The organism is Brevibacillus sp. FIR094, from assembly GCF_050477165.1.
GTDB lineage: Bacteria > Bacillota > Bacilli > Brevibacillales > Brevibacillaceae > Brevibacillus.
The window spans coordinates 72,940-92,750 of record NZ_JBEAES010000023.1 but is presented as its reverse complement, the minus strand read 5'-3'; the positions used below and the strand labels follow the sequence as shown (position 1 = coordinate 92,750).

The 19,811-nt window shown below is 46.9% G+C and carries 28 protein-coding genes, 1 tRNA gene and 1 pseudogene; 18 read left to right on the top strand and 12 right to left on the bottom strand.

Features of this window, described 5'->3' with window-relative positions; translation table 11 throughout:
• Positions 1 to 136: 136 nt before the first annotated feature.
• Positions 137 to 547 (bottom strand): DoxX family protein, encoded by a 411-nt coding sequence (locus tag ACQ5DJ_RS20180; RefSeq protein ID WP_429844005.1) that lies wholly within the window; start codon positions 545 to 547, stop codon positions 137 to 139.
• A gap of 197 nt (positions 548 to 744) precedes the next feature.
• On the opposite strand from ACQ5DJ_RS20180, the gene ACQ5DJ_RS20175 reads away from it, so the two are divergent.
• Positions 745 to 1,092, top strand: coding sequence for a winged helix-turn-helix transcriptional regulator (locus ACQ5DJ_RS20175; protein ID WP_429844004.1), 348 nt, complete (start codon positions 745 to 747; stop codon positions 1,090 to 1,092).
• 95 nt (positions 1,093 to 1,187) lie between these two features.
• On the opposite strand, the gene ACQ5DJ_RS20170 is transcribed toward ACQ5DJ_RS20175, so the two are convergent.
• Positions 1,188 to 1,544 carry a helix-turn-helix domain-containing protein gene (locus tag ACQ5DJ_RS20170; protein ID WP_429844003.1) on the bottom strand — a complete coding sequence of 119 codons (357 nt, stop codon included), beginning with the start codon at positions 1,542 to 1,544 and terminating at the stop codon, positions 1,188 to 1,190.
• A gap of 165 nt (positions 1,545 to 1,709) precedes the next feature.
• Here ACQ5DJ_RS20170 and ACQ5DJ_RS20165 point away from each other — a divergent pair, with 165 nt between their 5' ends.
• A complete protein-coding gene (locus ACQ5DJ_RS20165; RefSeq protein ID WP_017246886.1) occupies positions 1,710 to 1,922 on the top strand; it encodes a helix-turn-helix domain-containing protein in 213 nt (70 codons plus the stop codon).
• Between the two features lie 23 nt (positions 1,923 to 1,945).
• Entirely contained in the window at positions 1,946 to 2,197 is a 252-nt protein-coding gene (locus ACQ5DJ_RS20160) for a hypothetical protein (RefSeq protein WP_144618349.1), read from the top strand.
• An 18-nt stretch (positions 2,198 to 2,215) separates the two neighbouring features.
• On the opposite strand, the gene nagE is transcribed toward ACQ5DJ_RS20160, so the two are convergent.
• The 6 genes from nagE to ACQ5DJ_RS20130 all read right to left on the bottom strand — a co-directional run bounded on the left by nagE (position 2,216) and on the right by ACQ5DJ_RS20130 (position 8,194).
• A complete protein-coding gene (gene nagE, locus ACQ5DJ_RS20155) occupies positions 2,216 to 3,655 on the bottom strand; it encodes an N-acetylglucosamine-specific PTS transporter subunit IIBC (protein ID WP_429844002.1) in 1,440 nt (479 codons plus the stop codon).
• A gap of 152 nt (positions 3,656 to 3,807) precedes the next feature.
• A complete protein-coding gene (gene ptsP, locus ACQ5DJ_RS20150) occupies positions 3,808 to 5,520 on the bottom strand; it encodes a phosphoenolpyruvate--protein phosphotransferase (RefSeq protein ID WP_429844001.1) in 1,713 nt (570 codons plus the stop codon).
• Between the two features lie 40 nt (positions 5,521 to 5,560).
• Positions 5,561 to 5,818: an HPr family phosphocarrier protein gene (locus tag ACQ5DJ_RS20145; protein ID WP_429844000.1), complete on the bottom strand. Its 258-nt coding sequence runs from the start codon at positions 5,816 to 5,818 to the stop codon at positions 5,561 to 5,563.
• Between the two features lie 30 nt (positions 5,819 to 5,848).
• A complete protein-coding gene (locus tag ACQ5DJ_RS20140) occupies positions 5,849 to 6,343 on the bottom strand; it encodes a PTS sugar transporter subunit IIA (RefSeq protein WP_429843999.1) in 495 nt (164 codons plus the stop codon).
• A 129-nt stretch (positions 6,344 to 6,472) separates the two neighbouring features.
• Positions 6,473 to 7,330 carry a glucose PTS transporter transcription antiterminator GlcT gene (gene glcT / locus ACQ5DJ_RS20135; protein WP_429843998.1) on the bottom strand — a complete coding sequence of 286 codons (858 nt, stop codon included), beginning with the start codon at positions 7,328 to 7,330 and terminating at the stop codon, positions 6,473 to 6,475.
• Positions 7,331 to 7,696: 366 nt separating this feature from the next.
• On the bottom strand, positions 7,697 to 8,194 hold the full coding sequence (locus ACQ5DJ_RS20130; RefSeq protein ID WP_429843997.1) for a ribonuclease H-like YkuK family protein: 498 nt from the start codon (positions 8,192 to 8,194) through the stop codon (positions 7,697 to 7,699).
• 184 nt (positions 8,195 to 8,378) lie between these two features.
• On the opposite strand from ACQ5DJ_RS20130, the gene tadA reads away from it, so the two are divergent.
• Positions 8,379 to 8,861 carry a tRNA adenosine(34) deaminase TadA gene (tadA, locus tag ACQ5DJ_RS20125; RefSeq protein ID WP_047074393.1) on the top strand — a complete coding sequence of 161 codons (483 nt, stop codon included), beginning with the start codon at positions 8,379 to 8,381 and terminating at the stop codon, positions 8,859 to 8,861.
• 39 nt (positions 8,862 to 8,900) lie between these two features.
• Here tadA and ACQ5DJ_RS20120 read toward each other — a convergent pair whose 3' ends face one another.
• Positions 8,901 to 9,620, bottom strand: coding sequence for a pseudouridine synthase (locus ACQ5DJ_RS20120; protein ID WP_429843996.1), 720 nt, complete (start codon positions 9,618 to 9,620; stop codon positions 8,901 to 8,903).
• Positions 9,621 to 9,779: 159 nt separating this feature from the next.
• Here ACQ5DJ_RS20120 and ACQ5DJ_RS20115 point away from each other — a divergent pair.
• The 4 genes and pseudogenes from ACQ5DJ_RS20115 to ACQ5DJ_RS20100 all read left to right on the top strand — a co-directional run.
• Positions 9,780 to 9,868, top strand: a tRNA-Ser gene (locus ACQ5DJ_RS20115).
• Between the two features lie 143 nt (positions 9,869 to 10,011).
• Complete coding sequence (locus ACQ5DJ_RS20110; protein ID WP_429843995.1) at positions 10,012 to 10,362, top strand: RNA polymerase sigma factor; 351 nt, start codon at positions 10,012 to 10,014, stop codon at positions 10,360 to 10,362.
• Positions 10,362 to 10,619, top strand: coding sequence for a hypothetical protein (locus tag ACQ5DJ_RS20105; RefSeq protein ID WP_429843994.1), 258 nt, complete (start codon positions 10,362 to 10,364; stop codon positions 10,617 to 10,619). The genes ACQ5DJ_RS20110 and ACQ5DJ_RS20105 overlap by 1 nt, the downstream gene beginning before the upstream one ends.
• Positions 10,504 to 10,758: pseudogene (locus tag ACQ5DJ_RS20100) on the top strand (penicillin-binding transpeptidase domain-containing protein); the annotation flags it as partial. The gene ACQ5DJ_RS20105 and the pseudogene ACQ5DJ_RS20100, both read left to right, overlap by 116 nt.
• 81 nt (positions 10,759 to 10,839) lie before the next feature.
• Here the strand turns inward: ACQ5DJ_RS20100 and ACQ5DJ_RS20095 are convergent.
• Positions 10,840 to 11,268 carry a DUF4275 family protein gene (locus ACQ5DJ_RS20095; RefSeq protein WP_429843993.1) on the bottom strand — a complete coding sequence of 143 codons (429 nt, stop codon included), beginning with the start codon at positions 11,266 to 11,268 and terminating at the stop codon, positions 10,840 to 10,842.
• A 175-nt stretch (positions 11,269 to 11,443) separates the two neighbouring features.
• On the opposite strand from ACQ5DJ_RS20095, the gene ACQ5DJ_RS20090 reads away from it, so the two are divergent.
• From ACQ5DJ_RS20090 to ACQ5DJ_RS20055, 8 genes are all read left to right on the top strand, one after another.
• Positions 11,444 to 12,025 (top strand): sulfurtransferase TusA family protein, encoded by a 582-nt coding sequence (locus ACQ5DJ_RS20090; RefSeq protein WP_429843992.1) that lies wholly within the window; start codon positions 11,444 to 11,446, stop codon positions 12,023 to 12,025.
• Between the two features lie 13 nt (positions 12,026 to 12,038).
• Positions 12,039 to 13,190, top strand: coding sequence for an MBL fold metallo-hydrolase (locus ACQ5DJ_RS20085; protein WP_429843991.1), 1,152 nt, complete (start codon positions 12,039 to 12,041; stop codon positions 13,188 to 13,190).
• A 27-nt stretch (positions 13,191 to 13,217) separates the two neighbouring features.
• Positions 13,218 to 13,442 carry a sulfurtransferase TusA family protein gene (locus ACQ5DJ_RS20080; RefSeq protein ID WP_429843990.1) on the top strand — a complete coding sequence of 75 codons (225 nt, stop codon included), beginning with the start codon at positions 13,218 to 13,220 and terminating at the stop codon, positions 13,440 to 13,442.
• 327 nt (positions 13,443 to 13,769) lie between these two features.
• A complete protein-coding gene (locus ACQ5DJ_RS20075; protein WP_429843989.1) occupies positions 13,770 to 14,558 on the top strand; it encodes a sulfite exporter TauE/SafE family protein in 789 nt (262 codons plus the stop codon).
• Positions 14,559 to 14,644: 86 nt separating this feature from the next.
• On the top strand, positions 14,645 to 15,127 hold the full coding sequence (locus ACQ5DJ_RS20070; protein WP_007719857.1) for a DsrE/DsrF/DrsH-like family protein: 483 nt from the start codon (positions 14,645 to 14,647) through the stop codon (positions 15,125 to 15,127).
• A 111-nt stretch (positions 15,128 to 15,238) separates the two neighbouring features.
• Positions 15,239 to 15,505 carry a metal-sensitive transcriptional regulator gene (locus ACQ5DJ_RS20065; protein ID WP_012683835.1) on the top strand — a complete coding sequence of 89 codons (267 nt, stop codon included), beginning with the start codon at positions 15,239 to 15,241 and terminating at the stop codon, positions 15,503 to 15,505.
• Between the two features lie 24 nt (positions 15,506 to 15,529).
• Positions 15,530 to 15,919 carry a rhodanese-like domain-containing protein gene (locus tag ACQ5DJ_RS20060; protein WP_429843988.1) on the top strand — a complete coding sequence of 130 codons (390 nt, stop codon included), beginning with the start codon at positions 15,530 to 15,532 and terminating at the stop codon, positions 15,917 to 15,919.
• A 188-nt stretch (positions 15,920 to 16,107) separates the two neighbouring features.
• A complete protein-coding gene (locus tag ACQ5DJ_RS20055) occupies positions 16,108 to 16,740 on the top strand; it encodes an NAD(P)-dependent oxidoreductase (protein ID WP_429843987.1) in 633 nt (210 codons plus the stop codon).
• Positions 16,741 to 16,818: 78 nt separating this feature from the next.
• On the opposite strand, the gene ACQ5DJ_RS20050 is transcribed toward ACQ5DJ_RS20055, so the two are convergent.
• On the bottom strand, positions 16,819 to 17,127 hold the full coding sequence (locus tag ACQ5DJ_RS20050; RefSeq protein ID WP_069852527.1) for a DUF4870 domain-containing protein: 309 nt from the start codon (positions 17,125 to 17,127) through the stop codon (positions 16,819 to 16,821).
• 238 nt (positions 17,128 to 17,365) lie between these two features.
• Here ACQ5DJ_RS20050 and ACQ5DJ_RS20045 point away from each other — a divergent pair, with 238 nt between their 5' ends.
• Positions 17,366 to 17,965, top strand: coding sequence for a class I SAM-dependent methyltransferase (locus ACQ5DJ_RS20045; protein ID WP_429843986.1), 600 nt, complete (start codon positions 17,366 to 17,368; stop codon positions 17,963 to 17,965).
• A 12-nt stretch (positions 17,966 to 17,977) separates the two neighbouring features.
• On the top strand, positions 17,978 to 18,637 hold the full coding sequence (locus ACQ5DJ_RS20040) for a DedA family protein (protein ID WP_429843985.1): 660 nt from the start codon (positions 17,978 to 17,980) through the stop codon (positions 18,635 to 18,637).
• A 116-nt stretch (positions 18,638 to 18,753) separates the two neighbouring features.
• On the opposite strand, the gene ACQ5DJ_RS20035 is transcribed toward ACQ5DJ_RS20040, so the two are convergent.
• A complete protein-coding gene (locus ACQ5DJ_RS20035; protein WP_429843984.1) occupies positions 18,754 to 19,644 on the bottom strand; it encodes an EamA family transporter in 891 nt (296 codons plus the stop codon).
• Positions 19,645 to 19,811 lie beyond the last annotated feature (167 nt).

Below are 19,811 nucleotides of genomic sequence, written 5' to 3'. Positions count from 1 at the left end.
CAAATAGCGAAGAACTGCTGATAATTTATCATTTGCAGTAAACTTAGACAAAAAACTGCACCTCCAACTGTTAGATGTGTCTAACAATTGGGGTGCAGTTCACTTCAGACTGGCTTTTATACGTTTAACGATGGAATTACTCAACCGAACTTTTGCCAAACAGAATAGTGTCCAGCGCGAACTTGGAGCTGCCGCTGATACCAAGAGCAACCAACATCGCGAGCAAGGCCAGATCCAATTCATAACCAGCTCCACCTTCACCGCCCAGGAAGCCAGCAGCGAGCTTGGCCGTAAAGATCGCACCAAGCATAACAACAGACAACGCACCTGCGAATACGCGAGTACCCAGACCGAGAATCAAGGCAATACCACCTACTGTCTCCAAGAAGGCTACGAGATAAGCAATGAATGCAGGGAGTCCCATGGTCCCGAAGAAACCAGCGACATTCTCCAGCCCCATTTGGAATTTAGCCACTCCGTGAATGGCAAAAGTAAGACCAGCAATCACACGTAGAATAAGTGCGCTCCATTCAAAACGATTAGACATGTATGAATCCCTCCGAAAATTTAAATGCGTAACAAAGTTACTTTTCGTTAGTAAGTATACAATAATAATTTGCTAAGTCAAGTCATTCAATAAAATCCCAACAGTTGGCAAGTGCAATTTTCAAGGTTGGTTGGCATCATTGGTTTTGATGGATTGAACAAAGAGCGGTATACTGAAAGGAGAATGAGGTGATACCTATGAAAGAGTCTACCCTCTGTCCGAAGTTCGAAAAAGGTATGCAGTTGTTGGGAAAGCGATGGACAGGTCTAATCCTATACCAGTTGTTGTCGGGACCACAGCGATTTTGTGCATTGGAAGGGGCCCTACCAGTTAGCGGAAGGCTACTTTCTGAGCGTTTGAAGGATTTGGAGAAGGAAGGACTCGTGCATCGGCAGGTGTTTACTGATTCTGCTCCTGTCCGCGTAGAGTATTCCTTAACGGAGATGGGGAAAGCTCTGACTCCAGTGCTCAAAGGAATTGAGACCTGGTCGCAGAGCTGGATCGAGTTGAATGCAGACGAAATGGCTATCGACAGCGAAGAATAACACAGCCTATATAAAAAAGCATCAGGAGACTACGCCTGACGCTTGCCATGATGAAAACCCCTGGGGACAGGGGTTTTTCTGTTATCTGTTCATCTTTACGAAGGGTCTTCGTTCTTTTCTTGCAAAGCCTTCCACTTTAAAAATTCAATATGGCGCTTGACCTCAACCAGCTCGTGCTCTGACAGGCCATCGACATCTAAGAAGGTCGCGGGTGTTTCCCGGACAGAACCGCGTTGCCAAGATGGTTCCTCCGTGCGCCCGTGGAGAAAATCGGTGGATACTTCAAATAAATCTGCGACTTTGGAAATCAGATGAAAATCGACGCCCTTCTTTTCGCCTGACTCGATCCGCGAAAGTACCGTATTATGTATGCCCAGCTTTTCAGCTAATTGAAGTTGTGACCATTGTTTTTGTTCGCGTAGCCATTTTATGCGTTGACCAACTATGGACATCGTGAGACCACCTTTATCGTTTTGGCAATTCCATTCTAACAATTTTCCAAAACGGAAAAAACAAGATTGCTAATATGACAAAATCTGTATTGACTTTGCTAAAATTGAAAGGATATGATGTAACTATAAATATTTGCCATTTTTGCAAATCAGGAGGGGATACTGGTGGAAAGACTCAACCTCCCGTTTATCGCGCAACGACGTAATGAGTGCAAGCTGACCTTGCAAGAAATGGCGGAAGCACTTGGGTTTCGAAATGCTTCGACATACTTGAAGTACGAGAAAGGAGAATATGACTTCAAGGCTAATCATTTGCCAGTGTTGGCTAAAAAGCTACGTTGTAACATGCTTGATCTCTTTATCAGGATGGTTTGCTGATTCAGCAAAAGGGGTGGAGTGGCTTGAACGCTTGGGAGGCAAATAGAAGGCAGCTGGAAATATGGAGAAAAACCGTCGCTTACGAAATTGAAATGATGGCGCCACAGAGTATGCCGGCTTGCGAGGGATTTCTCGAGCGCTTGGTACTATTTGAAAAGGAGTTGGAAAACAACGCGCGATGCCCATATAGTACGATACATGGTGGGAATGATGCCGGGTCGCGTCCGTTACCCATTCAGGAAACAGAAAAAAGCCCGGTACGGACTTCACCGTGACCGGGCATTCGTTGTATTTTATAGCTTGCTGATCTCTTCTTTTAGCAGCTCCGAATGGGTTCCGAAGACGACTTGCACGCTTCCTTGACCCAGTCGCATAACACCCGCTGCCCCGAGGTCTTTCAAGGCTTTGTCGTTGACCTTTTTGTCATCCTTCAAGACGAGACGCAAACGAGTGATGCAAGCGTCTACGCTAACGACGTTTTCTTTTCCACCTATGTGAGTGAGCACTTGGATCGCTTTATCCTGCATGGAATTGTTCCTTCCGGTTGTTGTAACTGTCATTTCTTCGTCATCTTCACGACCTGGTGTCTTGAGGTTCAGCTTCACGATCAAGAAACGGAACAGGACGTAGTAGACCACGGCGAAAGCCAGACCAATCGGGATGATCATCCAAGCATTCGTAGAGAGATGATAGTTGATACCGTAGTCGATCAGACCCGCTGAGAAACCAAAGCCGTGCTTGATACCCAGAGAGGTTACGATATACCCGGAAACACCCGTCAATATCGCGTGGACAAAATACAGGAGTGGAGCAGCGAACATGAACGCAAATTCAACTACCTCGGTAATCCCGGTCAGGAACGAAGCGAGAGCTGCACCGATAAACATAGAAGCAACTACTTTGCGCTTTTCAGGACGCGCTGAGTGAATAATAGCGAAAGCTGCTCCAGGAAGTGCGAACATCATGATTGGATAGAAACCAGTCATAAACATTCCTGCTGATGGGTCTCCCGCAAAGAAACGATGCAAGTCGCCGTGTACCACTTTTCCTGTCGCATCGGTAAAGTCACCGATTTGGAACCAGGCAATCGCATTGAGTACGTGGTGCAGACCAAATGGAACAAGCAATCGGTTGAAGAATCCGAACAAGAAAGAACCTGTTGCGCCGAGACCTACGATCCAAGAGCCCAATGAGTCAAGGGCAATCTGGATGGGCCCCCAGATGATCCCGAAAATCAAACCGATGACAACCATGGAAAGAGAAGTGATGATCGGGACGAATCGTTTTCCACCGAAGAAGCCTAGCCATTCTGGCAGCTTGATCGAATGGTAGCGGTTGTAGAAAAACGCTGCAATACCACCCGCCATAATACCGCCGATGACACCCATGTTCAGTTTCAAATCGTCCGCGATGAAAGGCAAGGCAGCAGGAACAGCTGCAAGTACTTTCGTTAATACGACGTAGGCGATGACAGCAGCCAAAGCAGCAACAGCATCTCCCGCCAAGCCAATGGCAACACCGACTGCAAAGATTAAGGCCAGGTTGTCAAAAATGGCCGAACCGCCGGCAGCCAAAAGCGGAGCGATGTACGAGTCCATGAATGCACCAAAGGCGCCGAGATTGAGGTCCTTCTCGAATTTGAGAAGACCAAAGCTTTGCAAAATCGCTGCGGCTGGCAACGTTGCGACTGGGAGCATGAGGGCTCTTCCAATCTTTTGCAGAAAAGCGAGCATAGGATAAAACCTCCTTGGAATGGGATGAATTTATCAGGGAAGGCGCTCTCCGGATGAATGGCAAAATGATGAGGGCACAAGGAATAAGCCGGAGAGAGACCATTCTGATCGATATTTTGGAAGCGCTTACACTACTCAGGCGACAAAACCTTTTATAAGGCTTTGTCTTTCAGATATTGAACAACCTCGTCTACAGTAGATAGCGTAAGGACATGCTCGGCCAGTTGCTTCGCTTCCTCTACGCTGGTGGAGCGGATACGTTCTTTGACTTTTGGCATGACCGAAGCGGCACCGCTGAACTCATCGAGTCCCAATCCGAGCAGGAGCTTGGTTGCCAACGGATCTCCCGCCATTTCCCCACACAGCCCGGTCCAAATGCCAGCCCGATGGGAAGCTTGAATGACTTGGGAAATCAATCGTAATACGGCTGGATGGTAGTAGCTGTACAGCTCGGCGATATTGGCATTCATACGGTCTACAGCCAGCGTATATTGAACGAGATCATTCGTGCCGATGCTGAAAAAGTCTACCTCTTTTGCAAACACATCTGCTTGAAGGCAAGCACCCGGAATCTCCATCATCATGCCTACTGCGATCTTCTCGTCAAAAGCGATCCCTTCTGCCCGCAGCTCTGCTTTTGCTTGCTCCAGCAATCGTTTGGCTTCACGCAGCTGCTCCAGATGGGAAATCATCGGGAACATGATCAGCAGGCGGCCGAATGCACTAGCACGCAAGAGAGCACGTAATTGCACGAGGAACAATTCCGGTCTGGCCAATGAGATCCGCATGGCGCGGAAGCCAAGGAACGGGTTTTCCTCCTGTGGAAGCGCGAGTGCCGGCAAATGCTTGTCGCCGCCAACATCCAAGGTGCGAATGATGACCGGCTTGTCGCCAAAAGTAGCGGCTACGTGTTTGTATGCTGCGAATTGTTCGGCCTCATCGGGAAGGGTGCTGCGATCCATGAACAAAAACTCGGAGCGGAACAACCCGATTCCTTCCACACCAGATGCGATCAGTGCATCCGATTCTTCTGGCACTGCCATGTTTGCCATCAGGTGAACGCGGTGGCCATCGGTTGTTTCGGCAGGTAGTTCCTTAATGGCTTCGTACAATTGGCGTTCCTTTTCTTCCTGCGCGGCTTTTTCCTGATAGGCAGCTAGTGTATCCGCATCAGGCGCAACAATCAGCTGTCCAGAGGTTCCGTCGATGATCAGCAAACTTCCGGAGTCTACTTTTTCCATTAAGGTATCACCTGCACCCATGACAGCGGGAATACCGAGAGAACGTGCCAATATGGCTGCATGAGAGGTAGCGCCGCCTTTTGCCGTGACAATTCCCCGTACATGCTGGAGTGGAAGCTGAAGCGTCTCGGATGGGGTGACGTCCCAAGCAACCAAGATAAAAGGCTCTTCCGGGTAGGAGATGACGGTGTCACCACCGGAAATATTTCGAATCAGACGGCGGCTCACATCACGAATATCATCCGCACGCTCTTTCATGTAGGCATCGTCCATACTCTCAAAGAGAGCAATGAACTGATCGGCTACTTGCGAGACGGCGGCAGATGCCGCCAGTTGTTGATTTTCGATGAGCGCACTCATCTCCCCGACAAATGCCGGGTCATCCAAAAAGGCGATATGAGCAGAGAGGATGGCCGCTTTCTCCGAGCCTAATTGTTCCTCTGTCTGTTCCTTTAGCTTTTCCAGTTGTTCGCGTGCTTGCTCTACGCTTTTGCTAAATAGTCCTAGCTCCTGAGTAGCATCCACTGGAGTGGTGGACTCTGCCTGCGTGATGGCTGTTTCGTGTGTGAGGCGTAAAACAGGGGCAATCGAAATGCCAGCGGAAACCGGGATTCCTGTTAACATACATCCTTCACCTTCCTGTCCTTCGTTTACACGGTGTGGTTTACGAGCATTGCTCCAATAGCTGCTGAATCGCAGTGGCTACGTTTTGTTCATCGGCGCCGTCTATCTGAACGGTCAGGGTGTCGCCTTGGGAGACACCCAACGTCATGATGCCGAGAATGCTTTTGCCATCTGCGTGTTTTGTCCCTTTGCTCAGCGTAATCTTTGACTGAGATTGCGACGAACAATTCACGAGTAGAGCTGCCGGTCTCGCGTGGAGCCCACCCTCTACATTAACGGTAACTTCAAATTGAACCATGTTGTACCTCCTTCAACCATGCGCTTTGCTTTATTTTAAGACGACAGTCATAAGTGGCTCTTGACCTGCTTGCACAGTTGCTTTTGCCACCACATTTTTTTCAGCAACCCGATCACCGTTCGTAATAACGATCGGTGTTACGATCGGACAACCCGCATCTTCCAGTACACTCTTGTCGAATTGGATGAGCTTGTCGCCAGCTTTCACTTGATCGCCTACCGAGACAAATGGGGTAAAGCCTTTCCCGCTTAATTTCACGGTATCAATTCCAATATGCATTAATATCTCAAGACCACTTTCAGTCGACAGCCCGATCGCATGGTGAGTAGGGAAAAGATGCGTTACCTTTCCATCGACAGGGGAGACGAGCGTATCTGCACTTGGCAAAATCGCTACACCATCACCAACGACTTTACCTGCGAATACAGGATCAGGGACTTCGGACAGGGGGAGTACGGTACCTGTTAATGGTGCAAGAAAGGTTACCTCTTGTTGTTTTTTCCGGGAAAAAAGACTGCGTAGCATAGTATCCTCCTTTTGCGTCTGAACCAAAAAAGGCATGAGACGGTTGAATTCATACGACGACATACTTACTATGTCCGTATGATCTCACCGCTCATGCCTAGTCGAGCTAGTAACACGCAGGATTATGATTTAATTTTGTTGTAATAAGCGATAAAGGTGCAGAGCCATGTAACCAACCTCGTCTTCTGGTACAGCAATCTCAAGACGGGTGGAGATGTATTCAGCCAGCTCTGTTGCCAATTGATAGGCTTCTGGCATGGTGGTTTTGACTCGGTCCAGAAGCGGGTTCTTGATGAATTTTTGTTGACGAATGCGCTCAACGGCAAAGCGCAAATGCGTAATGAGACGAACGTAATCAATGGTACTGCGTTCAATCGTAATACCTGTTCGCTCTTCAATCAGGCTTACCAACTCCGTGATGATGTTGGTGAATTGGACAGCCTTTTTTACTGGGACGTAGCTGATCGCGGAGTGAATGTGCAAGGCCAGAAATCCGATTTCACTATCTGGAATGTCCAGGTCGAATGCGTTCTTGATCATATCCGCTGCCCGGTTCGCCAGCGCGTACTCCTTCGTGTACAGCGTCTGGATTTCGAACAAGAATGGATTCACGATCTCCATGCCGTTATTGAGCCGATAGATCGCAAACTGGATATGGTCAGGCAAGGCAACGTGGACGTGTTCGTTCAATTCTGGCGTAATCTCACTCGCAATGAGTGCGATAATTTCTTCCGCAATTCCTACGACAGCAGGATCTACTTGGCTCAAGATGTTCTGATACTGCTTCTGATGGTTCTCATTTTCGAGCCTGAAGCGCTTTTCCACACGCGAGTCTTGGGCGGGGACGGTATTCCCGGGTTTTGCGCCAAATCCGATTCCTTTTCCGAATAGGACAACTTCTTGTCCCGATCCGGGTTCTTCCACGAGTACGACGTTATGGTTCAACACACGCGTAATTGCGTATGTTTTTTCTTTTTCACGGGACAATCCATTCCACCACCTTTTGATAGACAAAAACAGTCCATGACCGTTTTTGCTTACCGCAAGCGGTCACATCCAATTTAATGAAAAACGCCGATGAACCATGGCGTTAATCAGAAAAAAGAGCCGAAAAAACCTTTTTAACAAGAAAAAGATCTTCTCGGCTCATGCCTGCATTACCAGTAACACGCCTTGTGAAAACGCTTCAATTAAAGCTTATAATAGCTCACGTCTCGTACATTGTCAATCACCCTGTTTACGTGAAAAACACGGTGTGCAGGAGAAGAAGAAGCCTGTCCCGAATTGTTTGAACCAACAGGATAAGGGCAAAACAAAGCCAAGCGGACGCCTCATTAGCAATCCGCCTGTTTGTTACTTGGTGAACTTGTCAGCAATCGTAGATGCACAGAAGGAGTTCGGTTTGATCTCGGCACGAAAGTGATTGGTTTCTGCTAAGCTCAACAAAGACTGGATAAACTTACGGGTAGGGCCATTCGTACCGATATCAAAATGCAGGCGGATGGGAGTATCTAAGTGGTGATCCCGCAAATATTGGCGTACTTCTGTGGCAAGTCCGACTGCGTACATCGCTTCCTGAAATATACGCTGTTGCAAGGATGAGTACCGACGTTCCTGAAATTTGTGATAAAAGAAGGTGCCCCCATGGCCGGGACGAATCACTGTGATCACAAGTGCAAAAAAAGTCCCGCGGCTTTTTAATTGAGAGTCGGCTCCCACAATAATTTCAAATGGACCACCTATTGATGAGATGGTATGTTCGATGTGGGAAAACACTTCTTCTTTTGCCAGTAGACCTCTAGTCGGACTGTGAAAGCGATCAAATAACGTATTTGCAGAGGTTAAGCCCACTCACATCCCTCCAGAAAGAGGCTAACAATGATTTGCATACTTCTTCCTTACATCATTAATGTATGTAATCTCGCAGATAGTATGTGAACGGGTAGGGACAAAAACTTCTTGAATCAACTTTTTTGGGTAAAATGGTCCGTTTGTTCGGGACGAAAGACTGTTTTTGAAGGAGCTTTAGGGAACCGTGATACAAGCAAATGAACATGATTATTATATGAAACAAGCCATGGAAGAGGCCCAGAAAGCTGCTGCGATTGGCGAGGTTCCGATCGGTGCGGTCATCGTGCGCGACGGGGAAATCGTAGGTCGCGGCTACAACTTGCGGGAAACACAAAAAGACCCTACCTTGCACGCGGAATTGATCGCGATACGGGAGGCAAGTGAACGCTTGGGTGGATGGCGCTTGATCGGGTGTACGCTGTACGTGACGTTGGAGCCGTGTCCGATGTGTGCGGGTGCAATCGTTCAAAGCCGTATCGAACAGGTCGTGTATGGTGCTCGCGATCCGAAGGCGGGCTGTGCCGGTACATTAATGAACCTGCTCGCGGAACCGCGCTTCAATCATCAGGTGCCAGTCATAGAGGGTGTTCTTGCAGAGGAATGCGGGCAGATGCTCAAGGACTTCTTTCGTGGATTGCGAAAAAAAAGACAGCCGGTACAGGAATGACCGGGCTGTCTGGACAAACCGTCTGCATGCAGGCGGTTTTTATTTGTTTACGTTTTGCAGCATGTTCAGTTCTTCTTCGGTCAGTTCGCGATACTCACCAGGGGCAAGTGACGGGTCAAGGTGAAGCGGGCCCATACGAATTCGTTGCAGATAGGTGACATGCAGGTCGAAAGCAGCGAACATCCGCTTTACCTGATGGAATTTTCCTTCCATGATGGTGACACGAATCTCTGATGTTTCTCCCGAAGAGATAATCTCCAGCTTGGCTGGCAGTGTCGTAAAGTCCTCCAATTCCACGCCTTTGGCAAACTGCTGTACATGGTGCTCAGTGACCCGGCCATCGATGCGGGCAAAGTACTCCTTGTCCACTTTCTTTTTCGGGGACAAGAGGCTATGGGAGAGGTGACCGTCATTGGTCAAGAGCAAGAGACCCTCTGTATCAATATCCAGTCGGCCTACTGGATGGACTTTGATAGCCCACTCGTACGGGAGCAAGTCCACTACGGTTTCATGGACATTGTCCTCAGTAGCAGAAACTACGCCCGGTGGCTTGTTCAGCAAAACGTATACCCAGCGCTTAAAGTTAAGCGGTTCTCCATCCACAAGGATTTCCTGTTCCTCGGCAATGACATGCATCCCCGGGTCTGTTGCGACAACGCCATCCACGACGATCAGTCGCTGTTTCACTAATGCTTTCACTTCCTTGCGCGTGCCGATTGCCATATTGGCCAGCACCTTGTCCAAACGTTCACGTTTCATATATGTTCCTCGCTTTTCTTCTGATCGGATATCAATTGTGTGTGCTGTTATTAGTTTGGCCTAATGAGCCGCGCAAATCAAGGGGAATGCAAAGGAATGAGTCTTGCATTTTTGACTGTATTTTGCTATAGTAAGTAATGTTTCTGACAAACCAAATATGGAGAGATACCCAAGTGGTCATAAGGGGACGCACTCGAAATGCGTTAGGCGTCGTGAGGCGTGCGTGGGTTCGAATCCCACTCTCTCCGCTTAGATTTTCGGATCGAAGAGAATGAAGCATATTTTTGCCAGTGAGGCAGAAGTATGCTTCATTTTTTTATATCACAAAAACTGTAAGCAAATCTCATTTTTGCGTCTAATAAGGTACAAACCCATAAAAAGGAGCGTACGCATGGATTCCGATGATCGAATAGAGCGATGGTACCAGCAATACGGCCATGATATTTACAATTACCTCGCGTATTTTACCGGACGTAGAGATGTCGAGGATTTAGTCCAGGAAGTCTTTATGAAGGCGCTCAGAGCCTTATCAAGCTATGAAGGCAGAGCACAGCCCAAGACATGGCTTCTGACCATCGCGCGCCATGCAGCGATTGATTATAGGCGAAAGCAAAAAATGATGGATTGGTTCCCCGAAAACGTCCTCCGACTCCTCACTTCCAAAGAGCGCACACCTGAGAACTCTGCCTCTGCAATTCAACAAGTGCTGCTGTCGGGGCCATTGCCAACGGTGGTGAGTTGATGAAACCCCATGTCACGAAGGAGGAAAGGAATCACATTGACAAAGGTCGTCGAGTTATATCAGAAGAAACAGCCAAACAGGTTCGAGAAGTTTTAGAAGCGTTAGTAAAAAACAAACAAACCTGGCTTAGATACAGCCTTTTCCATAAAAGAACATGCAGTCGCTGGGCGCACAGGAATAGTGGGGAAACGCGACCAGCAAGGAAACTTCATCGAAGGAAAATATACGTATTCGTTTATCGGCTATGCACCCAGTGATGATCCAAAGCAATTGGTTTACATAGCTGTTGATAACCCAAATACAGACCTGTGGGTAGGATTATGGGGGAAAGAAATTGTTGCTCCCCCTTTCAAAGAGATCATGGAAAACAGTTTGCAGTATCTCCAAGAGCGATAATCAACCCATCAATCAAAAAAGGAAGCATAGCGGCATACCCCTAAAGGTATCCGAATGCTTCCTCTCTTTGTTTTCCCCATCCTATTTCCTACAAAAATAAGGACCACACCATTGGGTTTCATGGGTCTTCACATACGTCCATGTAAAGTCCTTATCCACGACGTACACATCGTATTCCTTTTCCAAGTCCGCGACAGAAAACTTCGCGGCATTTTCGAAGATCAACACTTCGTTGGAAAGCTGGTAAAACACATAGTACGACTCATGGGCAACTTGCTGAAAAGCTTTATCCGCTTCCTCGCGTTCAAGACAATTCCTCAGTTTATTGCTGAATAAATGCCACAGATACCCCTGGTAGCCGTCTTTATTTTTGAGAAAAATCCTCTCTTTATCTTCTTCGGTCAGATGGCTCGCAAAATGCTTCTCCCATTCTTCCCGTAAGTACGGTCCCCAAATTGACAGCTCCGTTGTCTTCGTGTTCTTCTCCTTCATCCGATCAGCTAGTTTCATTGGGCGCCTCCATGTTGGTACAAGTTCATCTCTAAGGAAATACGTATGAAAGAGTGGGTCGGTAACATCTCGCCTATTGACAAAGAAAAACTAGGAACATATTATAATACCCATAGGGGTATGCGTATAAAATTGATCGATCACATTTTCAACCAAAACGTAGGAGGTAGACAACATGTCTGTACAATCGAATTTTACCGCTGATAAAACGTTAGATTGCAAAGGCTTGGCATGTCCAATGCCTGTCGTACGCACAAAAAAAGCGATGGAAGAGATGTTACCGGGTCAAGTGATGGAAGTACAAGCGACTGATAAAGGCTCAATGGCCGATTTGAAAAGCTGGGCAAACAATACCGGGCATGAATTTCTGGGCACGATTCAGGAGGGGGAGGTATTAAAGCATTTCCTACGAAAAGCGAGTACCCATGAGGTGAAGGAGGAGACGAACTTCTTGCGGACCATTTCTAATGAAGAACTACAAAAAAAGCTGGAAGCCAACGAAAAGCTGACACTAATTGATGTGCGGGAGCCGGCAGAATACGCTTTTCACCGCATTCCTATAGCCATTTCGATACCCCTTGGAGTATTGGAGCAGCGCTTGGATGAGCTACAGCCCGAAGACGACATCTATATCATCTGCCGATCCGGCAAACGCAGCGACATGGCTTGTCAGTTGCTTGCCGAAAAAGGTTTTACCAAAATCACCAATGTAGTACCGGGTATGTCTGGCTGGAATGTCCCGGCAGAAAAACAATAAGGGGGAGATAAAGATGATGGAACAACAAACAAATGTGAAGGCAATGACAGCACACGAGCTAACGCAGCTTCTCTTTGCGCAGGAGGAATTGTTTATTCTCGATGTTCGCAACACGAGCGATTATGAGAATTGGCAAATCGAAGGACATCGTGTCGTGAGCGTGAACATCCCTTACTTTGATTTGCTGGACGGGGTGGAGGCTGTTCTTGAGAAAATCCCTGTGAAACAGAAGGTGTTGGTCGTCTGTGCAAAAGAGGGCTCGTCCATTTTTGTCGCAGAGATGCTAGCAGAAGCGGGCATTACGGATGTTTCTTACCTGCAAGGAGGAATGAAGGCGTGGAGTGAGCATCTGGAGCCAGTGAAGGTGGGAGACCTCCGTGATGGCGGTGAGATTTATCAGTTTGTCCGCATTGGAAAAGGCTGCTTGTCTTACATGATCGTATCAGGAGGGGAAGCGGCTATCGTCGATACATTGCGAATGACGGATGTGTACGAAGCATTCGCAGCAAAGCATCAGTGGACGATCAAGCACACCATCGATACTCATCTGCATGCCGACCATATTTCCGGTGGAAAGAAGCTGGCGGATCGGCTCGATGCATCGTATTGGCTTCCTGAAAAAGATGCGGAAGAAGTTACGTATTCCTATCGTAAGCTAGAGGAAGAGCAACAAATCCAAGTGGGTGCCACCAAAATTGCGATCCTGCCGATCTATTCCCCCGGACATACCATCGGGAGCACGTCACTGATTGTTGATGATACGTATTTTCTCACGGGAGACAGTCTGTTCGTAGCTTCGATCGGACGCCCGGATTTGGCTGGGAAAGCAGAAGATTGGGTAGGAGACCTGCACAACACCTTGTATAATCGATATAGAGAGCTTCCTGAGCATTTAGTCGTGTTGCCTGCTCATTTTGGCAGCTACACCGAGCTTGGACCAATGGGTGTTGTATCTGCTCGTTTGGGTGATTTGTATCGCAACAATCCAGGGCTAACGATTGCGGATGAAAGTGAATTCCGGCATATCGTTACGCATCATTTGCCGCCGCAGCCGAATGCGTATCAAGAGATTCGTCAAGTGAATATGGGGAAATTAAAACCGAGCGAAGAGGAACAACAAGAGATGGAAGTAGGGCCAAATCGCTGCGCCATTCACGATAAATAACGATTAGATTTCAGGAGGAATAAAAACATGGCGGATATTGTGGTAGATACAAAAGGTCTGGCTTGCCCGATGCCGATCGTCAAAGCAAAAAAAGCAATGGACGGAATGCAATCCGGTCAAACCATGGAAGTACTCTCGACGGACAAAGGCTCTCTGAACGACTTCACTGCTTGGGTCAAACAAACAGGGAATGAGCTGATTTCCCATGAGGTTGAGAACGGTGTGTACAAATTTTTAGTGAAAAAGCTGTAGGGAGACAGAAGCGAGCACTTTTGACCATTTTTGTAGTGCTCGCTTACTCCTGATTTTCATAAACGATACGTACGCCAAGGTGCGTATAGATTTCTTCTTTGTAATGGCCATTAGGGCATTGCTTTTCATTGAACAAGTCATTTTTGTGTGAGCGCAAAGGTTCTTGGCAGGTGGGGCACCGATGTTGAAAAATGGATTTGAAAAAGCGGACCATTTAAATCACCTTATTCACAGTTATTTACTCGGGATTAATTTTACTTGAAGATGGTTCATTTGAAAAGAGGGTTGAGCATTCCGATGTGTTAGGTAGGAATGCGAGGAGGATATATGGACGTTTTACTGCTACTGCTCATGGTCTCTCTTGGTTTTGTCGGCTCCTTTTTTTCTGGATTGCTCGGGATTGGCGGAGCGATCATCAGCTATCCGATGCTCTTGTTTATACCACCGGCACTAGGTGTGGCACAGTTTTCCGCCCAAGAGGTTTCGGTGATATCGATGTTTCAAGTATTTTTCGCGTCGATGTCTGGCGTACTGGCTTTCCGCAAAAGGAACGGGAAAAACTCGCCCCTGATTCATAAAGGACTCGTCAGAGATATGGGGGTAAGCATCTTGGCGGGTAGCTTGATCGGTGCTGCTCTCTCCCAATACTTGTCGAATGAAAGCATCAATGTGGTGTACGGGATACTGGCGATCATTGCCGTGATCTTGATGCTCGTGAAAAATAGGGGGACAGAAGCGGCAGCAGGGGAGGTCGCATATAACCGCTTCATTGCTGCTGGTGCTGCGTTTTCAGTAGGAATTGTATCCGGGATTGTTGGTGCAGGGGGAGCGTTCATCCTCATTCCGATCATGCTGACCGTCTTGAAAATACCTACGCGCGTGACGATTGCCTCATCTTTGGCTATTGTATTCATCTCCGCAATAGGTGGTGTGATCGGGAAGCTGTCGGGTGGGCAAATTCCGCTCTTGCCCGTTTTGTATACGGTCATCGGTAGTGTTTTGGGTGCACCGGTGGGCAGTATGGTCAGCGCCAAGAGTGATGTGAAATATTTGCGTTATGGCCTGATTGTGCTGATCTGTGGGACGGCTATCAAGATTTGGAGTGACATTCTATAAGGAAAGATGCTTTTCGTTGCGAAAGCTTCTTTCGCTTGTTTTTATACCCATACAAGTATAAGTATAAAGAAGGGGTGTTCTTACTAATGGAAAAACAAAAAGAAAAAACGACGATTGTGTTGTTCAGCGGTGACTTGGATAAAGCGATTGCAGCCTTTATTATTGCGAATGGAGCTGCGGCCTATGATCATGATGTCACGATTTTCTTCACCTTCTGGGGACTGAATACCATGCGCAAGGACGAGATCGTGAAAGTAGAAAAGGGTTGGCTTGAAAAAGCGTTTGGTTGGATGATGCCAAGAGGCGCCAAGAAGCTCGGACTGTCTAAAATGAACATGATGGGCATGGGGCCAGAGATGATCAAGCATGTCATGAAAAAGCACAATGCCCTGACGCTTCCACAACTCATCGAGCTGGCTCAAGAGCAGGGAGTGAAGCTGGTCGCTTGTACGATGACGATGGACTTGCTCGGTCTCAAACAGGAGGAATTGCTCGACGGAATGGAGTATGCAGGTGTAGCCGCTTATTTGGGGGATGCGACACAGGCAAAAGTAAACCTGTTCATTTAAACACGCGTAGGCAACTTGCTTGACATTACCTGGATTTCGCATAAGATACCTGTATGTAAGGTAGTTCCAAGATTGATACGTATGCCTTGTCGTGAAACAGGAGGAATTCATATGGATTACAACTACAGTGACGATATCAAAAGACGTTTAAAACGAATCGAAGGACAAGTCCGCGGTGTGCTGAAAATGATGGACGAGCAGAAAAATTGCAAAGACGTAGTAGCGCAGCTCTCCGCCGTTCGGAACGCTTCAGATAAGGCTATTGCCCAGATTGTAGCGGAAAACCTGCAACGCTGTTTGTTAGAAGAGCAGGCTGCTGGAGGAGACACGAGCAAGCTGGTGAAAGAAGCCGTAGAGCTTTTGGTCAAGAGCCGTTAAACCGATTTTGGAGAGGAGCTTCCTATGAGTTTCACTACGATTCTTTTGCTGTTAGCCTACGCGATCATCATTTGGTATTTGGTCTCTCGCTTCCTTCCTGTGAAAGGATTAGAAAATCTGAAGTCAGATCAGTTCAAGGAACGAGTCAACCAAAAAAGCAGGGTGTTGCTCATCGACGTACGCGAGCCGCATGAATATAAAGCGGGTCACATTCCATCAGCGGTGAACATCCCTTTGTCTCAGCTCGACCATCGTGCAAAAGAAATTTCTAGCAAAAACGATATATTGCTATACTGCCGGAGCGGGATGCGTAGTAAGCAGGCAGCAAAAATTTTAAAGAAACAAGGCATTCCACAGATGGCTCATCTGCAAGGTGGGTTCATTACTTGGAATGGTCCGACGAAAAAGAAGTAACAGCTAGCACCTGGTGTGTTTGAATACCCGGGTGCTTTTTTTATGCGATGAAAAATCGAGGGTTGACATTTTGTTTCGTTGTAACTAAAATGATTACAACAGGGCGATGCAGTAAATGCCTATTCTTTTTGAAAGAGTTGTAACTAATTCGGTTACATCTATAACATATAAAATGGAGGAATATCATCATGAAAATTGCAATTGTAGCAGCAAGCGGTAAAGCAGGTAAGGTGATTATGAAAGAGGCGTTGGATCGTGGTCATCAAGTGACAGCGATTGTGCGTGATGCATCTAAAATCGAGCAAGCCGACGTAGCTGTGATTCAGAAAGATGTGTTTGACCTGACAGCGGCAGATTTGAACGGCTTTGACGTAGTCGTGAATGCTTTTGGAGCACCAGCAGGTCAAGAACATCTGCACGTAGAATCAGGGAAGGCTTTGATTGAAGCATTGAAGGGTGCTCCTTCTACACGTTTGCTCGTCGTAGGTGGTGCAGGCAGTCTGTTTGTAGACGAAGCCAAAACACTGCGCCTCGTAGAAACTCCTGATTTCCCTAAAGCTTACTTGGCAACTGCGCAAAAGCATGGAGAGTATTTGCGTGTATTGGAAGAGTCAAACGGCATTCAATGGACGTATATCAGTCCATCTGCCTTTTTTGACTCAGCAGGGGAGAGAACAGGCGCGTATCGACTCGGGAAAGACCATCTGTTGGTGAACGCTAGCGGACAAAGCTATGTGAGCTATGCCGATTATGCTGTAGCCATGCTCGATGAAATCGAAAATCCGAAGCATCGCAATGAGCGCTTCACAGTAGGCTCCTAATCTCGTTTGGAATTAGGCTCCTTAACAAAAAGACCAGCTTCCTACTAAAGGATAGCTGGTCTTTGTTGTGTATCGAGATTATCTGCCAATCCCACCGACGAATGGGTAGGAAAACGGGCGTCCATTTAAGGAATAAATGATACCTTTGATCGGGTAGTAAATCGCCATCAGTCCAAACACAATCAGGAACGGAATCCCAATCAACAAGAAAGTGAAGAACCATGAAATAGCGATGAGCACCGTCATAATGATGTGGAAAAACAAAGCTTGCAGCGCCATATTTTTGGCGTCACGATTTTGTACGAGCAGCCAGACAAGAATGGGAACAAGGATCGGTGCAAAAAATGTGCTAGCGTGCGTTATGACTTTTACACCTTTATAATCCATAAATAAGTCCTCCTTGATTAGATGTAAAACTTGATCTACTGTCATTGTAACGTATGGAAATCGTTCGAAAAACCATCATGAGCTTGATTATTTGATCCGACTATAGACGGAGGAATTTTTATTTCCATTCGTTTACTGTTATAGTAGTAAGAAAATCTTTCGTTTTTGGTAGATAATTCGTAATGTTTTTTGGATATGATAAATGGATAAGCAAGAACTGAGAAGGGAGCATATTGACATGATGATCGATTGTCATCATCCATCCAGCATGAAGGATCGGCTGATGTTCTTCTATAATTTTTTGCAGTCACCTGGCCAAGTAGGCAGTATTACTCCTAGCTCCCGTGCGCTTTGTAAACAAATGGTTGCGCCCATCGACTGGGAGAAAGCACATACAATTGTAGAATTAGGAGCAGGAACGGGGATTTTTACGAAGTGGATCGGGCAAAAGAAAAAGCCGGAAGCCGTACTGGTATCTTTTGAAAAGGAGACCAAGATGCGCAAAAGGTTGGAACCACTATTTCCCGATGTACGATTCCACGAAGATGCGGTAGATTTGAATCGGGTTCTTTCGGACGCGGGATTGGGCAAAGCCGACTGTATTTTGTCAGGACTGCCATTTGCCAACTTCCCACAAGAGCTGCGTGATCAAATTATGGATCAGGTATATCATGCACTAAAACCTGGCGGAGTATTTGTCGCCTTTCAATATTCGCTGCAAATGAAAAAGCAGCTTTCCTCTGTATTTGAGCAAGTATCGGTGAAGATGGTTCCATTGAATCTGCCACCTGCCTTTGTCTACATTTGCCGGAAGGATGATAGCAAGGGTGTCGGCTAGGAGGATTTCTAAATGATTGTCGATATGCTGTCCGAGTCTGTGGGTCAGTTTGGTTATTTTGCTCTTTTCTTTATGTTATGGCTAGGGATTGTTGGTATGCCGATACCTGACGAGGTGATCGTGCTGTCTGCAGGAGTGCTGACCTCGATGGGACTTCTGCATGTTTTTCCTGCATTTATTGCGACCTATTTGGGTGTCGTGTCAGGGCTGTCATTGGGATATGTGCTCGGGAGATGGCTAGGTGCACCTGCACTGAATTGGATTAGTCGTAAAAAAGGAATGAACAAGTACGTAGATCAAGCGCAGTCGCTGCTCGATCGTTACGGAAGCTACGCTCTATGTATCAGCTATTTCTTTCCTGTCGTCAGGCATGTGGTTCCTTACTTGGTCGGGATCGGGAAAATGACGTTTCCACGGTACGCCCTGTTTTCGTACACAACCGGCTTTGTATGGACGTTGATCTTGTTTTTGCTCGGTCATTTCATGGGAAATAAAGTGGAGATGCTTACTTCTTATGTGGCCTTGTTGAATAATCGAGCTGTGATTTTCTCTGTCTTAGGCGCACTGGTTCTTATTGCTGCTGCTTATTATGGCTTTACCGTTTGGAGAAAACAAAAAAGCATGGCAGCTGCACCACAGCCCCTGATGATCGATCGTGATCGGCAAGAGTAATCTAAATGTAATCATAACGAACCCTCTGCGTGGAGCAGAGGTTTTTTTGCTTTTTATCATAAAAAAACCCGTCCGTATGTGCGGCAGTGGCACAATGGATGGGCTTTGGACAACGCTTATGAAGTAGCCTTGTTTCTTCGAATGTTTCGCTGGCGCAGCCATTCCGGCAAGATGATTCCAAGTAAAATGATCACGACACCGCTCACTTGGAGTATAGAGACAGATTCATTCAGAATGACATAGGAGGAGATCACAGCCATAGGTAGCTCAGCTGCTCCTAATATAGCTCCCATCCCCGGCCCTATGTGAGGCATACCATAATTGAAAAAAACGGTCGGAATCAAAATGCCGAAGAAGGCGAGCAAAAATACGTATGGAAACAACCCGTCCAACAATGCTCCGTTGAATAGAAAAACGGGCGGGTAAATCAGGCTGGCCAACAGAAAAGAGCCAGTTGCCATGCTGGAACTACGAATCCACGGATTAATCGCAATGGCGATTTTTCCGCTGAACAAAATAAACAACGTAAAAGAAACGGCTGAGAGAAGACCGAAGACGACACCGAGGATATGAAATTGGGCCAATCCGCCGCTCTCAAAAATTCCTCCTGCAAGAAAGGTCCCTGTCAGCAGCAATAGGAGGGAAAAAATCGTCTCCTTCCCAGGCATTCGGCGAGTCATCACAGCTTCAACCAATACGCCCATCCATGTGAATTGAAACAAAAGGACGATGGCGATCGAGGCTGGGATATATTGCAGGGCATTGTAGTACATAATTCCCGTGGAACCGACAGACAGACCTACGGTGACCAATAATAGCAACGGGCGAAGGGGAGGCTTGGTCCGGAGGAAGAAAAGAGCGGGTATCCAGGTCAGCACAAAACCCAAAAACATTTGCCCACCAATTACTTCTGCGGGCGAATAGCCTTGTTTGTAGGCAAGCTTTACGATGGTTGATAGTATGCCATAACTACATGCTCCGAGAAAAACCAGGAGGATGTATCTCATCTGATGCATCTCCTCACATACGATAATAATTCTTAGCTAGGATATTACGACAGCGTCCGTTTGTCTATGGATGAAGAATATTCCATTTTTGATTCGAACAAAGGTTTATGTTTGATCCCAGCGGGAAATAGTGAAATGACACTATATAATCGTACCCACTATAAATG

Excerpts from the sequence above, each read along its gene's own strand:
- ACQ5DJ_RS20075 (WP_429843989.1), top strand. The coding sequence starts at position 13,770 with ATGGACGTTTTACTGCTACTGCTCATGGTCTCTCTTGGTTTTGTCGGC.
- ACQ5DJ_RS20045 (WP_429843986.1), top strand. The coding sequence starts at position 17,366 with ATGATGATCGATTGTCATCATCCATCCAGCATGAAGGATCGGCTGATG.
- ACQ5DJ_RS20175 (WP_429844004.1), top strand. The coding sequence starts at position 745 with ATGAAAGAGTCTACCCTCTGTCCGAAGTTCGAAAAAGGTATGCAGTTG.
- ACQ5DJ_RS20050 (WP_069852527.1), bottom strand. The coding sequence starts at position 17,127 with ATGGATTATAAAGGTGTAAAAGTCATAACGCACGCTAGCACATTTTTT.
- nagE (WP_429844002.1), bottom strand. The coding sequence starts at position 3,655 with ATGCTCGCTTTTCTGCAAAAGATTGGAAGAGCCCTCATGCTCCCAGTC.
- ACQ5DJ_RS20140 (WP_429843999.1), bottom strand. The coding sequence starts at position 6,343 with ATGCTACGCAGTCTTTTTTCCCGGAAAAAACAACAAGAGGTAACCTTT.
- ACQ5DJ_RS20085 (WP_429843991.1), top strand. The coding sequence starts at position 12,039 with ATGATGGAACAACAAACAAATGTGAAGGCAATGACAGCACACGAGCTA.
- ACQ5DJ_RS20040 (WP_429843985.1), top strand. The coding sequence starts at position 17,978 with ATGATTGTCGATATGCTGTCCGAGTCTGTGGGTCAGTTTGGTTATTTT.
- ACQ5DJ_RS20060 (WP_429843988.1), top strand. The coding sequence starts at position 15,530 with ATGAGTTTCACTACGATTCTTTTGCTGTTAGCCTACGCGATCATCATT.
- ACQ5DJ_RS20035 (WP_429843984.1), bottom strand. The coding sequence starts at position 19,644 with ATGAGATACATCCTCCTGGTTTTTCTCGGAGCATGTAGTTATGGCATA.
- ACQ5DJ_RS20110 (WP_429843995.1), top strand. The coding sequence starts at position 10,012 with ATGGATTCCGATGATCGAATAGAGCGATGGTACCAGCAATACGGCCAT.
- ACQ5DJ_RS20170 (WP_429844003.1), bottom strand. The coding sequence starts at position 1,544 with ATGTCCATAGTTGGTCAACGCATAAAATGGCTACGCGAACAAAAACAA.
- ACQ5DJ_RS20070 (WP_007719857.1), top strand. The coding sequence starts at position 14,645 with ATGGAAAAACAAAAAGAAAAAACGACGATTGTGTTGTTCAGCGGTGAC.
- ACQ5DJ_RS20065 (WP_012683835.1), top strand. The coding sequence starts at position 15,239 with ATGGATTACAACTACAGTGACGATATCAAAAGACGTTTAAAACGAATC.
- ACQ5DJ_RS20180 (WP_429844005.1), bottom strand. The coding sequence starts at position 547 with ATGTCTAATCGTTTTGAATGGAGCGCACTTATTCTACGTGTGATTGCT.
- ACQ5DJ_RS20120 (WP_429843996.1), bottom strand. The coding sequence starts at position 9,620 with ATGAAACGTGAACGTTTGGACAAGGTGCTGGCCAATATGGCAATCGGC.
- ACQ5DJ_RS20090 (WP_429843992.1), top strand. The coding sequence starts at position 11,444 with ATGTCTGTACAATCGAATTTTACCGCTGATAAAACGTTAGATTGCAAA.
- ptsP (WP_429844001.1), bottom strand. The coding sequence starts at position 5,520 with ATGTTAACAGGAATCCCGGTTTCCGCTGGCATTTCGATTGCCCCTGTT.
- ACQ5DJ_RS20055 (WP_429843987.1), top strand. The coding sequence starts at position 16,108 with ATGAAAATTGCAATTGTAGCAGCAAGCGGTAAAGCAGGTAAGGTGATT.
- ACQ5DJ_RS20095 (WP_429843993.1), bottom strand. The coding sequence starts at position 11,268 with ATGAAACTAGCTGATCGGATGAAGGAGAAGAACACGAAGACAACGGAG.
- ACQ5DJ_RS20145 (WP_429844000.1), bottom strand. The coding sequence starts at position 5,818 with ATGGTTCAATTTGAAGTTACCGTTAATGTAGAGGGTGGGCTCCACGCG.
- ACQ5DJ_RS20080 (WP_429843990.1), top strand. The coding sequence starts at position 13,218 with ATGGCGGATATTGTGGTAGATACAAAAGGTCTGGCTTGCCCGATGCCG.
- ACQ5DJ_RS20105 (WP_429843994.1), top strand. The coding sequence starts at position 10,362 with ATGAAACCCCATGTCACGAAGGAGGAAAGGAATCACATTGACAAAGGT.